9 protein-coding genes and 1 pseudogene are annotated in these 13,874 nt (G+C 73.9%); 5 read left to right on the top strand and 5 right to left on the bottom strand.

Annotated features, from left to right (window positions below):
- Positions 1-85: 85 nt before the first annotated feature.
- Complete coding sequence (locus tag ACH4SE_RS30470; protein ID WP_398546747.1) at positions 86-3,235, bottom strand: FG-GAP-like repeat-containing protein; 3,150 nt, start codon at positions 3,233-3,235, stop codon at positions 86-88.
- A 193-nt stretch (positions 3,236-3,428) separates the two neighbouring features.
- Positions 3,429-5,189, bottom strand: a complete 1,761-nt coding sequence (locus tag ACH4SE_RS30465) for an FG-GAP repeat domain-containing protein (RefSeq protein WP_398546746.1) — start codon at positions 5,187-5,189, stop codon at positions 3,429-3,431.
- Positions 5,190-5,575: 386 nt separating this feature from the next.
- Here ACH4SE_RS30465 and ACH4SE_RS30460 point away from each other — a divergent pair, with 386 nt between their 5' ends.
- The gene (locus ACH4SE_RS30460) at positions 5,576-8,509 is read left to right on the top strand and encodes an AfsR/SARP family transcriptional regulator (protein WP_398546745.1); all 2,934 of its coding nucleotides are present in this window, start codon (positions 5,576-5,578) and stop codon (positions 8,507-8,509) included.
- A 390-nt stretch (positions 8,510-8,899) separates the two neighbouring features.
- Here the strand turns inward: ACH4SE_RS30460 and ACH4SE_RS30455 are convergent, their stop codons facing one another.
- Positions 8,900-9,514, bottom strand: coding sequence for a glyoxalase (locus ACH4SE_RS30455; RefSeq protein WP_398546744.1), 615 nt, complete (start codon positions 9,512-9,514; stop codon positions 8,900-8,902).
- A 194-nt stretch (positions 9,515-9,708) separates the two neighbouring features.
- Here ACH4SE_RS30455 and ACH4SE_RS30450 point away from each other — a divergent pair, with 194 nt between their 5' ends.
- Both ACH4SE_RS30450 and ACH4SE_RS30445 read left to right on the top strand, forming a co-directional pair.
- A complete protein-coding gene (locus ACH4SE_RS30450; RefSeq protein WP_398546743.1) occupies positions 9,709-10,293 on the top strand; it encodes a DUF4232 domain-containing protein in 585 nt (194 codons plus the stop codon).
- A gap of 150 nt (positions 10,294-10,443) precedes the next feature.
- The gene (locus ACH4SE_RS30445) at positions 10,444-10,881 is read left to right on the top strand and encodes a hypothetical protein (RefSeq protein WP_398546742.1); all 438 of its coding nucleotides are present in this window, start codon (positions 10,444-10,446) and stop codon (positions 10,879-10,881) included.
- A gap of 252 nt (positions 10,882-11,133) precedes the next feature.
- Here the strand turns inward: ACH4SE_RS30445 and ACH4SE_RS30440 are convergent.
- Both ACH4SE_RS30440 and ACH4SE_RS30435 read right to left on the bottom strand, forming a co-directional pair.
- Positions 11,134-11,283, bottom strand: a pseudogene (locus ACH4SE_RS30440) (transposase); the annotation flags it as partial.
- A gap of 239 nt (positions 11,284-11,522) precedes the next feature.
- The gene (locus ACH4SE_RS30435) at positions 11,523-11,957 is read right to left on the bottom strand and encodes an Rrf2 family transcriptional regulator (protein ID WP_398546741.1); all 435 of its coding nucleotides are present in this window, start codon (positions 11,955-11,957) and stop codon (positions 11,523-11,525) included.
- A gap of 129 nt (positions 11,958-12,086) precedes the next feature.
- Between ACH4SE_RS30435 and ACH4SE_RS30430 the strand changes: the two genes are divergently transcribed.
- Together ACH4SE_RS30430 and ACH4SE_RS30425 are read left to right on the top strand one after the other, a co-directional pair.
- Positions 12,087-12,833: an SDR family NAD(P)-dependent oxidoreductase gene (locus ACH4SE_RS30430; protein WP_398546740.1), complete on the top strand. Its 747-nt coding sequence runs from the start codon at positions 12,087-12,089 to the stop codon at positions 12,831-12,833.
- Positions 12,834-13,021: 188 nt separating this feature from the next.
- Positions 13,022-13,474 carry a hypothetical protein gene (locus tag ACH4SE_RS30425; RefSeq protein ID WP_398546739.1) on the top strand — a complete coding sequence of 151 codons (453 nt, stop codon included), beginning with the start codon at positions 13,022-13,024 and terminating at the stop codon, positions 13,472-13,474.
- Positions 13,475-13,874 lie beyond the last annotated feature (400 nt).

Here is a 13,874-nt window from a genome sequence, read left to right as displayed (position 1 = left end):
CTGTTCGTCGCCCGCCTGCCGTGCGCAAGGGCGCCCGCACCGTTGCGGGGTGCGGGCGCCCTTGCGGCGACGTGCCGGGGACGGGTCAGTACAGGCGCAGGGAGGACCAGCCGACGCCGATCTGGACGCGGGGGCGGAAGGTGCCGTTGCCGCGGCCGTCGTAGCGCCACAGCACGCCCTTGGCGTCGCGGGCGACGAGGTCGTTGCGGCCGTCGTGGTTGAGGTCGCCGATGCCGATGAGGGCGTTGTAGGCCTGCCAGCCGGTGCCGGTCCGGACGCGGGGGCGCAGGGTGCCGTTGCCGCGGCCGTCGTAGCGCCACATGGCGCCGGAGGCGTCCACGGCGACGACGTCGCCGACCGTGTCGCCGGTGACGTCGGCGACCGCGACGATCCGCGGGTAGCTCTGCCAGCCGGGGCCGATCTTCACCCGCGGGGCGAAGGACGACTTGCCGGTCCCGGCGTAGAACCACAGCACGCCGGAGGTGTCGCGGGCGATCAGGTCGTCGTGGCCGTCCTTGTTGAGGTCGCTCACGGACTGCATGAGGTTGTAGGTGTTCCAGCCGGAGCCGACGCGGACGTGCTTGACGGTGCTGTCGTCGGGTGAGAGGCCCGACCACCCGTCGCCGAGCACCGCGGTCAGCGCGCCCGAACCGTCGCGCACCAGCATGTCGTTGAAGCCGTCCCCGTTGAAGTCGCCGAAGGGGACGACGGCGTTGACCTGCCAGGTGTTCCCGCCCAGGTCCCAGTCCCCGCCGGAGCCCCACATCACGAGGCGGCCGTCGACGGTCGCGCTGTACCAGTGGCCCAGGTGCATGCTGCCGTCGCCGGGGAAGAGGGCCAGCACGGACTGCTGGTTCCAGCAGTTGTAGCCGCGGTAGATCGCGGTTCCGCAGGCCACCGTGACGATGCCGCCGGTGGCGAAGACCGGCGAGGTGCCGCCCGGTACGGTCACGTCGAGCCGCCAGGCGTAGCGGCCGCTGGGTGCCATGCGGCCGTCGGGCAGCTTCCCGTCCCAGGTGAACGCCAGCAGTTCCCGGCTCGGTCCGCCGGTGAACCGGGCGGCCGTCGCGCCGGTGGCGCCGTTCGTGACCGTCACCTGCCAGGAGACCACCGGCCGGCTCAGGGCGATGCTCTCGCCCCAGCCGGGCAGCCCGGGGTCCCGCGGGTACACGCCGTCGCTGGACGGCGTGGAGGTGGCGGTGGGTGCGGAGGCGGGGACGCCGGTGGCGAGGACGTGGACGTTGCGGTCGGCGGTGACGTAGGCGACGGCGTCGCTGTAGCGGTCGACGGCGAAGGTGATGCCGCGGTCGTCGGCGAGCGGGGAGTCGGGGACGTCGGCGAGCTTGAGGGGAGCCGCGGCGGTGCCGGTGTGGAAGTCCGTCATCGTCAGCTGGTGCGTGGCGGCGTCGTGCGTCACGAGGTAGCCGTCGCCGAGCAGGGCCTGCCCGGCGGGGACGGGGATACGGGCGCCGCTGTTCAGGTCGTACACGCCCGCCGGGCCGGATGTGCCGCACGACCAGTACAGCCAGTGCTGGGCGACCTGGAGTTCGGTGGCGCGGCAGGGCGCGAAGGTCGCGACGGAGCGGATGACCCTGGGGTTTGGCTGAGCGGTCAGGCTGGTGACCGTGACGGTGCCGACCGGCTCGCTCGCGGGCGCCTGCCAGAAGGTGTCGTTCCACAGGGCCGCGCCGGTGATCGGCCCGCCGGTGACGGTCAGCCCGGACGAGTCGACGACGTACTGGGTCGTCCCGCTGTCGACCAGCTGGTAGTGCAGGGACGCGTCGACGATCCGGTCGATCGGGAGGGGCGTGCCGACGGACCAGGTGCCCGCGTGGAGCGTCGTCCCCGCGAGGTAGGACGGGCCGTACATGTTGCCGTCCACCGTGCGCACGCAGATCCGTCCCTCCTCGCACATCTGCGTGTCGGCGGGCAGCGTCAGGGTGCTGGTGGAGAACGGCGGGTTCCCGGAGGTGTCGGAGTCCGCGGCGAGGGCGTGGCTGTACAGCCGCAGCACCGGGTCGGTCCCCGCCTGCGGGAGGGCTTCGACGTGCCGCAGGAATCCGTGGGCCACGGCGAGTCCGGCGTTGGCGGACGGCGCGGGCGGCAGCGGGAGGACGGTGGTGTCCGTCAGGGTGCCGTCCGCGGCGGGCGTGAAGCGGTGCACCGCCGACACGGTGGCGTCCTTGCCGCCGACCGCCACCACCGAGCCGTCGGAGGCGGCGACGGGTGCGCCGGTTCCCGAGCCCAGGAGGGTCGTCGCCGGGCCGCCGTCGAACGGGTTGTCGACGAGGGGCAGCAGTGTGCCGGCCGGATCGGACGGGAAAGCCTGCGTCCGCTGCGTCAGCAGGTGGCCGCCGACCGGCACGAAGGCGTAGGGCGCGTACGGGGTGACGGTCACCTCCGCGAGGGACGCGGAGGAGGCCGAGCCGTCGAGGACGGCGCTCACCGGCAGCATGTCGACCACCACGGTGCCCTCGACCGTCTGCCTCCACGCGATGTCGGACGGCGTCAGGAGCACCTGCGCGGGGACGTCGGGGCCGGGGATGTCGGTCGCCTCGCCGGTGCCGAGGTCCACCAGGGAGTACTGGAGCGGGCCCCCGGCCTCCTGCTGGTAGCGGATCACACCGTGCTCCGCGTGGTCCGTCGTGGCGGTCGAGGCGGGGGCGGAGAGCACGGCGCCGTCGGGCAGGCCGGTGACCGGGACGACGGTGGTGCCGCCGTCCGCCGCGAGGTCCAGCACCTCCACCTGCGAGCGGCCGGTGGTCGTGTAGGGCCTGCCGATCAGTGCCCGGGTGCCGCCCACGCCCACGCCCACGAGCGAGAACCCGGCGGGGAGGGGGTAGCTGGTGAGGGTGTCGCGGTCGGGCGTGCCGACCTTGAGCACGCCGGCGGTGTCCGTGACGGCGAAGGCGTCGCCGCCGGCCGGGACGACGTTCGCGAGCGGCACACCGGCCAGCGCGGGCACCGGGTGGGACGTGCCCGTCGCGTCGTCCGTCCACTGGTAGCCCTCCACCCCCTGGCGCTGGTGCAGGAATCCGGTGGTCCCGGCGACCACGACGTGGTCGGCCGCGGGGACGTCCGGGTCGTGCGGCGGGATGACGGCGAGTTCGGTGGGCGCCGCCGGAGAGCCGCTCGCGGCCAGCGCGGGAGCGGACGTCACGGCGGAGGCGCCGAGGATCAGGGTGATGCATGCGGCCAGAGCGGCTCTGGACGCCGGATGGCGGTGAGGTGTCACGTGTGCGGGTCTCCCCCCGGAGAAAGCGTGGACGGAGCGTACCGCCGGGACCGGCGCCGGGGCAGCGGCCGGACGGGCACTGCTTCGCGGCGGGCCCGCGGGAGCCCGCGGGGGTGCGGTGCGGGGGCGCCGGAACGGCGCGAGCGGCGCCCGCACCACGGAGGTGCGGGCGCCGCTCGTGGAGCGGGGTGGATCAGAAGAGCCTCTTGTACGTGCCCCAGCCCGTGCCCACCTTGACGCGGGCCTTGAAGCCGCCCGTGCCGGAAGCGGGGTAGTAGTACGCGGTGCCGGTGGAGTCGACGACGAGGAGGTCGGAACGGCCGTCGCCGTCCATGTCGCCGGGGGCGGCGAGCTGCTTGAAGCCGCCCCAGCCGGAGCTGATCTTCACGCGGGCGGCGAAGGGGGCCGCCGAGTTGCCGGTGCCCTTGTAGAGCCACAGCGTGCCCGTGCTGTCGCGGGCCAGCAGGTCCGCGCGCCCGTCGCCGCTGAGGTCGCCCGCGCCGACGAGGGTGTTGTAGCTGCCCCAGCCGCTGCCGACCAGGATGCGGCTGGAGAACGTCTGGGCGTTGCCCGTCCCGCGGATGAGGTAGAGCTTGCCGTCGGTGGCCCGGGCCAGCAGGTCGCCCTTGCCGTCGTTGCTCAGGTCACCGGGGCCCACGACCAGGTTGTAGCTGCCCCAGCCGCTGGAGATCTCGACGCCCAGGAAGTCGTTGTACAGGTAGCTGCCGTAGCGCTCCAGCAGGTCCGCGCGCCCGTCGCTGGTCAGCGCGCTCGCGAAGGTCAGGTTGAACTGGCCGGCCCAGCCGCCGGGGTCGCCGAGCCGTACACGCGGGGTGAAGTGGCCCGCGTTGTCGGCGCCGTACCACCACAGGGTGCCGTCGGACGTCTCGCCGAGCAGCTCCTTCTTGCCCCAGGCGGGGATGCCGCCGGAGCCGGCGAACAGGTCCACCGTCCAGCCGGTGCCGTTCGGCTGGCGCGTGCTGAAGTTGCCGGCGCCGTTGGAGAGGTACGTGTAGATCGTGCCGTCGGTCGTCCGGGCGAAGAGCCCGCCCTTGCCCGAGGGGCCGTTGCCGAGACCCACGAGCTGGTTGTAGGCGTTCCAGCCCTTGCCGATGACGGTCCGCGCGGCGTAGGGCGCGCTGGGCACGCCCGTGCCGGCGTAGAAGTAGAGCGTGCCGTCGCTCGCCCGTCCCACCAGGTCGCTGATGCCGTCGGCGTTCAGGTCGCCGGGGCTGGTGAGCTGGTCGTAGATGCCCCAGCCGGAGCCGACGAGGGCGCGGGCCTCGAACGGGGCGCTCGCGCTGCCCGTCCCCGCGTAGAGCCACAGCTTGCCGCTGTAGTCGCGGGCGATGATGTCGGCCTTGCCGTCACCGGTGAGGTCGTCCGTCGCGACGAGCTTGTTGTAGGCGCCCCAGCCGGAACCGGTCCAGGACGGGTTGTTGGGGAAGTTCGCCGCGGTGAACATCTCCAGCTTGCCGGTCGCCGTGGTCGCGAGGACCTCGGGGCCGGCCGCGCCGTCCAGGTCACCGGGCGTGAGGAGGTCGACGAACTGCTCCGGCGCGGCCGGGAGTTCGGCGTCCGGCGGCGTGGCCAGCGAGTTGTACAGGGTCCCGTCGGGAGCCCGGAAGAGCTGGTCCCCGATGCCGTCGCCGTCGACGTCGTAGCGCTGCGGCGCGGGAGTGACGGTGCCGGTGGCGTCCGACGGAGTGGCCGTCGGTGCGTCCGCCGTCCCGGACCTCGTCAGCTTCGGGCTCTTGGTCGCCGTCCCCTGCCAGGGCGACTCGAAGTGCGGCACCTGGCTGGTGGAGACGTCGGGCCGCGTGTAGCTGTGCGCGCCCGGCTCTGCGGCCTGGGCGCTCGTCCCCAGCGCGAAGGCGCCGAGGGAGAGAATGCCGGCGGTGCACACCGCGACGAGGCGGCGGCTCGTGACTCTGGCCGGCTGCGATTCTGACACTAATCCCCCCATGGGATCTCAAACGATGAATCCCTGAACCGCGCGTGTGCGAGGTATTCGAAGACGCGTCCGGTTCTGGTGAGCGGAGTGTACTCCCGGGCCATGACACCGGCATTCGGGTATCCCGCCCCGGGCGGCGCGGTGTCCGCGCGGCGGCCCGAATGGTGTGCCGGCCGCCCTTCTTTCCCGCTGCCGGTCGTGTGGCGGCTGCAAAGAAGCACTCCCCCCGATAATCCGGTACGGGACACAGGAATGCGCGGCTCCCTTTCGCCCGCGTGCCGGTGGGCGCGACGGGCGGACCCGCGCCTTCCGCGGACGGCCCGAGGACTCGTGCCCGGGGCGGCGGGCGCGGGTGCGCCTAGAATGTCCGCAGGTAAGGGGGCAGGATGCCGACGTTCGGGCTGCTGGGGCCGCTGCTGGTGCACGACGGGGCGCAGGAGCGGGCGGTCGGTGGCCGCAAGGTCCGCGTCCTGCTCGCCGCGCTTCTGCTGGCGGCCAACCGGACGGTGTCGAAAGACGCTCTCAAGGAGGCGCTGTGGGGCGCCAGTCCGCCGGCCACCGCCGACGCCTCCCTCTTCAACCACCTGACGCGGCTGCGGCGGCAGCTGGCCTTCCTCGGGGACACCCCGCAGCGCGTCACCGCGGTGCCGCACGGCTACCGGCTGCACGTCGCCGACGGCGAACTCGACGTCGAGGTCTTCCAGCGGCACGTGGACGCCGCGCGCGCCGCGCACCTGCGGCAGGACTGGTCCGCGGCGGCGGAGGAGAGCGCCGCCGCGCTCGCCCTGTGGCGCGGCTCCCCGCTCGCCGACCTGCCCGAACTCGCGGACGCGGAACCGCAGCTGCCCGTCGTGCGGCAACTGGCCGAAGCGCGGCTGCAGGCCCTGGAGTGCGGCTTCGACGCCGGTCTCGCGCTGGGCCGCGGCGCCGAACTCATCGGCCGGCTCACCGCGCTCGCCGCCGAGCACCCGCTCCGCGAGGGACTGCACCGGCAGTTGATGCTGGCGCTGCACGGCGCGCACCGGCAGGCGGAGGCACTGGAGGTCTACGCGCGGCTGCGGGCCACGCTCGCCGAGGAGCTGGGCGTCGACCCGTCGGCGGCGGTCCGGGCGGCGTACCAGGCGGTGCTGGCCGCGGACGCCTCCGCGGACCTGCCCGCGCCCGTACCGGAGCCGCCGGACGCCGCCGGGCCGCCCGCCCCCGCCTTCCGGCCGCTGCACCAACTTCCCGGCCAGGCAGGCCTGTTCACCGGGCGGGACACGGAGGTGGCCCGCCTGGTGGAGCTGCTGCGCCCCGATGCCGGCGCCGGCCGGGACACGCCCGGCCGCGCGCCGCGCCCGGTCGTCGTCTCGGGGATGGGCGGCGTCGGCAAGACCGCGCTGGCCGTCCACGTCGCGCACCTGCTGCACGCGGACTTCCCCGACGGGCAGCTCTACGCCGACCTGCGCGGCTTCAGCCCCGGCGGCCGCCGCAGCCCGCGCGACCTGCTCGTCCGCTTCCTGTCCGACCTGGGGGTGCGCGAGGAGTCGCTGCCCGGCGACATGGACGACTGCGCCGCGCTCTTCCGCACCGTCCTCGCCCACCGCCGGATGCTGCTGGTGCTGGACAACGCGCGGGACGCCGCACAGGTCCTGCCGCTGCTTCCGGGCAGCGGCGGCTGCGCGGTCGTCGTCACCAGCCGGCACACCCTCACCGACCTGCCCGCCGCCGTCCTGCTGCCGCTGGCGCCGCTCACGCCCGCCGACCAGCAGGTGCTGCTGGCCGCCCTGTGCGGGACCGAGCGCGTCCGGGACGAGCCGGAGGCCGCGGCCGGCATCATGGCGCTGTGCGGCGGGCTGCCGCTGGCGCTCAGCGTCGTCGGCGGCCGGCTCGCCTCCCGGCCCGGGTGGCCGCTGTCGCTGCTGGCCCGCCGGCTGTCCTCCGGCGCCGGCCGGCTGCCCGAACTGACCGTCGGCAGCCTGGACGTCGAGGCCACGATCGGCATGAGCTACGTCGCCATGCGCGACAGCGACCTGCCGCACGAGCGGGCCGTCGCCCGCGCCTTCCGGCTGCTGGGGGTGTGGCCCGAGCACGAGGTGACCCCGCACGCGGTCGCCGCCCTGCTCGCCCTGCCGGTCCGCGACGCCGCCCGGCTGCTGGACCGGCTCACCGACGTCCACCTCGTGCAGAGCCCGGCGCCGGAGCAGTACGGCATGCACGACCTGCTCGGCGAATACGCGGCCGAGCGCGTCCGCGCGGAGGAGCCCGCCGAGGAGCGCGCCCGGGCCGAACTGCGGCTGCTGGCCTGGTACGTGGCGGCGGTGGAGGAGGCCTCGCGGATCACCGTGGGCGAGACGCAGCCGCCCCCGCCGCTGGCCGAGCCCCCCGCGGCCCCGGCACCGCCCTTCGCCGACGCGCACGAGGCGCTCGCCTGGTACGTCCGCGAACTCCCCGCCATCCAGCACGCGATTGTCCGGGCCGGCGCCCTCGGCCGCTCCGACATCGCCTGGCGGCTGGCCGTCGGCCTCTTCGGCTACGGCGACACGTACTGGTGGACGGGCATCTGGGACACGGCGCTGCGCGCCGCCCTGGAGATCGCCGTCGCGCACGACGACACGGTGGGGCGGGCCTGGCTCTACCGGCGGATCGCCGTCGCGCACGGCATGGCCTACCGCAACGAGGAGTGCCTGGAGAACCTCGGCATCGCCCTCGGGCTCTTCGAGCAGGCCGGGGACATCACCGCGCAGGCCTCCATCCTCGGCAACATCTCCGCGCTGCACACCCAGGCCGGCCGCGCCGAGCCCGGACTCGCGTACGCGCTGCGCTCCCAGGAGCTCTACCGGCAGGTGGACCTGCCCGGCAGCGAGTCGCTGGTCCTGGGCCGGATCGCCGACGCGCTCATGCTCGCCGGCGACTACGCCGGGGCCGTCGAACAGCAGCGCCGGCGGCTGCCGTTGCTGCGCGCGCTGGGCCGGCCGACCGCGCTGGCCACCCTGCTGACCAACTACGGCGCCGCGCTCCAGCACCTCGGCGAGCGGGCCGACGCCTTCGCCGCGCTCGGCGAGGCCCTGGCCATCCGGCGGCAGTTGAGCGACTACGGCGGCGAGGCCGACTGCCTGGCCGTGACCGCCCGCGCCCACCACCACTTCGGCGAGTGGGAGGCCGCGCGCGAGTGCTGGCAGGCCTGCCTCGACCTGTCCCGCTTCCACCTGCTCCCGCAGCGCGAGCAGGAGTGCCTGGCCGGGCTCGCGGCCCTGGACGACGCCCTCGCGGCGTTCGGCCCGCAGGCCGCCCGCCGCGAGGGCGCACCACCCCGCGAGGCCCGTCTCGCGGGGGAGTGACCGCGGATCGTCCGACCCGCGGACCCGATGACCGGCGAGCGTCCGGACGCCGCCCGCCGGCTGCCTTGCGTGCTGCCGGTCGCGGGCGGGCCGGAGCCTGCCCCGTGACCGGGCCCTGGCCCGCCCGCGGCCGTGCGGTGTGCGGCGGTCCCCCGGCCGCTCGCGGGGCAGGCTCCGGCCCGCCCGCCGCCTGGAAGGAAAACTACGAGCCGCCGACAACAAACCACCAACGGTTCGCCAACGGCGGGCCGCGAGGGGCCGGAGGCACGCTCCTCCACGACGGCGGCGCTCCCCGGCTCGCCGCCGACGTCCCTCCGCCGGGCGCCGGTCCTCCGCGCCGGGCGGGCGGTCAGGGCCCGGCGGCCGCGGCCCCCGGGCCGCCCGGCGCGGTCACGCCGCCGGCTGCCAGGCGAAGCCGTCCGGGTCGGTGAAGGCGCCGGTGCCGGACGTGGCGATCGCCAGACCGTGCGGGCCCTCGCCCTCTGGCGGCACCCCGGCGTCCTTCGCCAGGGCGCGGCGGCCGTACAGGGCGAGCTTGACGCCGCTGCCGGGGGTCGCGAACTCGACGTACTTGCGGCCGAAGCTCTTGCCGACCGGGAGCCCCTGCTCCACGTAGAAGCGCTTGCTCGCGAGCACGTCCGAGGCGCCGAGCAGCAGCACCATCTCGTCGACCGTCCGGCTGTCCGGACCGGTGTCCTTCTTCGCCGACGTCGCGATCTTCCACAGCGCCCCGTCGGGTGCCCGCACGACCCCGCCGTACCCCCACAGCGACTTCGTCACCGGCTTGACCTCCGACGCCCCCGCGTCGATCGCGGCACCGACCAGGCCCCGCACGATCGACGGCTGCGCCACCACGAGCGACAGGGTGTAGCCGCGAAAGCCGCTCCCCACCCCCTCGGCGGGCCGCACCCGCACCCGCTCGCCGAGCCCGAAGGCCCGCTCGTAGAACAGCTCGGCGGCCGCCGGGTCCGCGGCGTCGAGAATGACAGCTTCGATGGAGTTCATGCTTCGACCGTAGTCACGCCCCCACCTGCGCGCTTCTCCAAAGCTGACCGGTCGCGGAGGCTTCCCCTGTGTGGCGGACATGTCACAGAAGCGTTCTGATCACGTGCGCCCGCGAACGACGCCGGTGCGCCCCGCGTCGGTGGGGGGGAGCGCCTGCCCACCCGGGGGCGGGCCCGCCGATCCCAGGAGAAACCATGCGCAGCCGGAGCATGCCGGTCGTCGTCCTCGCCGCCGTCGTCGCCGGGGGGACGCTCGCCGGCTGCCACAGCACGAGCGGGACGAGCCACGGCCACAAGTCGAGGAAGTCGCGGTCGCTGTCGCACTACGGCTCCGGCTCGCAGGCCGGCCGGACCACCGCGCGGCCCGCGTCCAGCGCCTCGGGCACGTCCACGGCCGGCGCTGCGTGCCGCGGGGCGCAGCTGGCCGGGAGCGCGAGTCCCGCGGGCAGCGGGGCCGCGGTCGTGGTGCTGCGCAACACCGGGTCGAGCGCCTGCACGATGTACGGCTTCCCCGGCGTGGACCTGACCGGCAAGGACGGCACGGTCAGTGCCGAGCGCAGCACGCTGGCCCCCACCACCGTCCGGCTGGCGGCGAGCGGCTCGGCGTCCTTCACGCTGCACTTCACGCCCGCCACCGGGGACGGCAGCGGGGTGACGTTCACGTCCCTGAGCGTCACCCCGCCGGACGGCACGGCCCGGATCCTCGTCCCGCTCACCCTCAGGCTGGCCGCCGGCGAGACCTCCGACCCGGTCACCGTCGACCCGGTCATGAGCGCCTGACCCGCGCCCGGGAGCCACTCCCACGGCCAGCCGGCGCCGCGGCCCCGGGACAGGAGGGCGATCATCGTGAAGAGCTTGTCGCTGAAGCCGCCGATCCCGTAGCGGTGGGGTGCGCTGGTGTCGAGGGCGGCGGGGGCGTGGCCCGCGGAGTTGAGGTACGGCCGCTTCGCGGCGCAGGCCGCCGGCGCGGCGGGCGAGCGCGGACTCGGCGGCCGTCACGACCGCCGCCGAGCGCATGTTCATCTCGCCGCGCAGGTACGGCACGAAGCGCGCGAACCAGTCGGGATCGGCCTTCGTCGCGGCGTGCACCAGCTCGCGGAAGCGGTTGTCGCGGGCGTCGCCGGACTCGTAGAAGAGGCCTCGCCGGCCATGTTCACGGCGGCGAGGAGGAACAGCTCGCTTCTGGCGTCGCGCCGGTACGCGGCGCCGCCCTCGAAGGTCGTCGTCGTGCCGTCGGTGCGGAGGGGGCCGGTGGGTGCGGAACGGGTGCGGGCGAACTTCGCCGTGTCGGTTGCCTTTTCGGAGAACGCGCGGTCCTGCGGCACGCGGCACCAGGGGATTTCGTGCTCCGAGGCGGGAAATCCGTGATTCCGCGGTCCGGGGGACCGGCCGGAGAGAGATTCCGGGCCGCCGGCGGACGGACGGACCGCAAGGCGCCGCGAGTACCTGCCGCAAGAGCAGAATCGGTGCTCTGCCCCTGAGCTACGGAGCCACGGCGGCTCCGGCGGGATTCGAACCCGCGACCACTCGTTCCCGAAACGCAGCAGGCCGGTCCTGCGCTTCGCCTGCCACCCGAATCCGGTTGCCGTCCCCGAAGGGTTTCGCGCGGATGCGGGAGCGGTGCAGTTGGTCGAAGACCCCCGCCTGCTGCCACCGCTCCAGGCGCCGCCAACAGGTCTGTCCGGAACCGAACCCCAGCTCCGGCGGCAGGAGTTGCCGGTCCGCCGTTGGCCGCGGACCCGGCGACTTCTCCGGCCAGGGCGGCAGCAGCGGCTCGATCAGCGCCCACAGGTCGTCGTCCACGATCCACGGCCGGGTGCTCGCATCCTCCCGAACGGCGGACTCGTCACATCGGTCACGCCGGGCCAGGGCACTTCAACAAGATCACGTCACGAGCTCGTAGGACACGGTCTGATACTGCAACCGTCTTTGGCGTGACTGGCTGCCTGGCTGTTCGCCGACCTGGGCATGGATGGGGATCTCGGTGATGTCCGGGCGTAACGGGGAGGCTAGCGAGGTGCCGCGAGTACGTCCCGGAGTACGTTCTCGAGCGTGACGCGGGCCAGCTCGTGTCTCAGGGTCTCCTCGATGCCCTCGTAGACGCCCTGCATAGCCGGCTGGATGCCGTAACCCACCACGCATCCCTGGTCCGGGGTGGTGCGGTGCATTGCGAACAGCGGGCCGGGTTCCACTGCCTCGTACACGTCGAGCAGGGTCATCGACCCCAGCTCGCGCGCCAGCGACCAGCCCGCGCCCGCACCCCGCCGGGACTCCACGAGCCCGGCCCTGCGCAGCTCGCCGAGCAGCCGCCTGATCACCACCGGGTTGGTGTTCGCGCTGGCCGCGATCTGCTCGGAGGTGGCGACCTCATGGCCCTGGCGCTGGTAGAGACCGATCCAGGCCAGCGCGTGGGCGGCAATGGTCAACCTGCTGTTGGCGCTCATGAATCCCTCCTCTCGGCCGCAACGCTTCATGTTACGACAGGACGCAGTCGTAACAACGAAGGTTGCAACAAGCTGTCGTAACAATTAACGTTGCGACTGCCGGAAGGGTCAATCAACGAGGTGAGAAGAATGAGCAAGCCACTCACGGGCAAGGTCGCCCTGGTCACCGGGGGGTCGCGCGGACTGGGAGCCGCGACCGTACGACTGCTGGCCGAGCAGGGCGCCGACGTCGCCTTCACTTATGTGAGCTCCGAGAAGCAGGCGCAGGCTGTCGTCGACGAGGTGCGCGGCAAGGGAGCGAAGGCCGTCGCCTTCAAGTCCGACCAGGCGGACACGAGTCAGGCGCCGGCGCTGATTGACGACGTGGTGGCGCACTTCGGCGGCCTGGACATCCTCGTCAACAACGCGGCGATCTCCGCGGCCGGCACAGTGGACGACCCGGACGCCGACACCGCCGCACTGGACCGGATGCACGCCACCAACTACCTCGGCGTGATCGCCGTCATCCGGGCCGCCTCCCGAGTGCTGCGCACGGGCGGCCGCATCATCACGGTGAGTTCCGGACTGGGATCCCGGGTCGGCACCCCGGGAGCTGCCGACTATGCGGCGACCAAGGCGGGAGTCACCAGGTACACCCTGGGGGCCGCACGGGACCTCGGGCCCCGGGACATCACAGCCAACGTCGTGGAGGCCGGACTGATGGAGGGCGGCATGGAAACGAACCCCGAGACGATCAAGGCCCTGACCAGCATGCTGTCCCTGCAACGCACGGGTCACCCCCGAGAAATCGCCGCGGCGATCGCCTTTCTGGCGAGCCCCGCCGCGTCGTACGTCACGGGCGCGGTGCTGGACGCCCACGGTGGCTACAACGCCTGAACCGGAACCCCTGCCGCGCGCCCCGAAGGAAATCCCGTCTTCGGGGCGCGCACCGCCAACGACCCGCGCGTGCGTGGACACGCCTCAAGAGCCCGGATCGTGATCGTGTGACGAGCTCGTAGGGCGGCGGGGCATCCGCCTTCCCAGGCTTTTCCGCGCCGTACGGGGGGAGTCGGCATACTGGCGGCATGACGGCAGCAGCGGAGGGGGAAGGGGGCGCGGCCCCTGCGGCGCGCACCCCGGGCGGTACGGCGTGGCGCGCGGCGGTCCTGCTCGTCCTCGCGGTGGGGCTCATCGCCGGCGGTTCGGCGCTCGGCTCCGAACTCGTCGGCCACGACGTCCGTCTGGGCATGGTGGCCGCCGTCCCGGCGGCCGTGTGCGTGGGCGTCCCGACCATGCTGTGGCTGCGCGCCCGCCAGGGCCACATCGCCGCCCCGCTGCTCGGCACGCTGCTCGCGGTCCTGTCGGGTGCCAACCTGCTGCACGACCACCGCTCGGTGTACGCCGGGCACGCGCTGCACCTGATCCGGACCGGCTCGGCGGTGTACGAGGAGTCGCTCCTCGCGGCCGGTGCGGTGGTGGCGCTGGCCGCGGTGCTGGTCGCGGCGGTCGACGGCCACCGCCACCCGCGCGCCGACTGAGCCCGGCCGCGGGCGCCGGCCGGGTGCCGCACGGCGAACGGGACCGCCCGGGCTCTTCCGTACGCGCGTAGAATCCCGCATCATTGCGGTGTCACCTTGCACTGCCGGCACATCAGACGCATCCGGCCCATTCCGGGACCGGGCCCGCACGAGGCACGAGACCGCTTCGCCCGCACGCGCGCACCGCCAGGCACCGCACGGAACCCGCCCCGCGTGCGGAACAGGCACACGGCAGCACCCGCTCCACCGCACCCTCGCCGCACCCCGGCACGGCACGTCACCGCAACGGCGCGGACACGTCACCCTCCTCCGTATTTGTCATGGGCATGTAGTTCTCACCCGTGCGCACCCCCCCCGGTCCGGCGCCGCGACGCGCGCGTACCGCCGTTCACCGTACTGT

Origin of the sequence: Streptomyces sp. NPDC020983, from assembly GCF_044333485.1 — a bacterium.
GTDB lineage: Bacteria > Actinomycetota > Actinomycetes > Streptomycetales > Streptomycetaceae > Actinacidiphila.
Note: the sequence above shows the minus strand (reverse complement) of the source record. Positions and strands in the feature narration are given on the sequence as shown.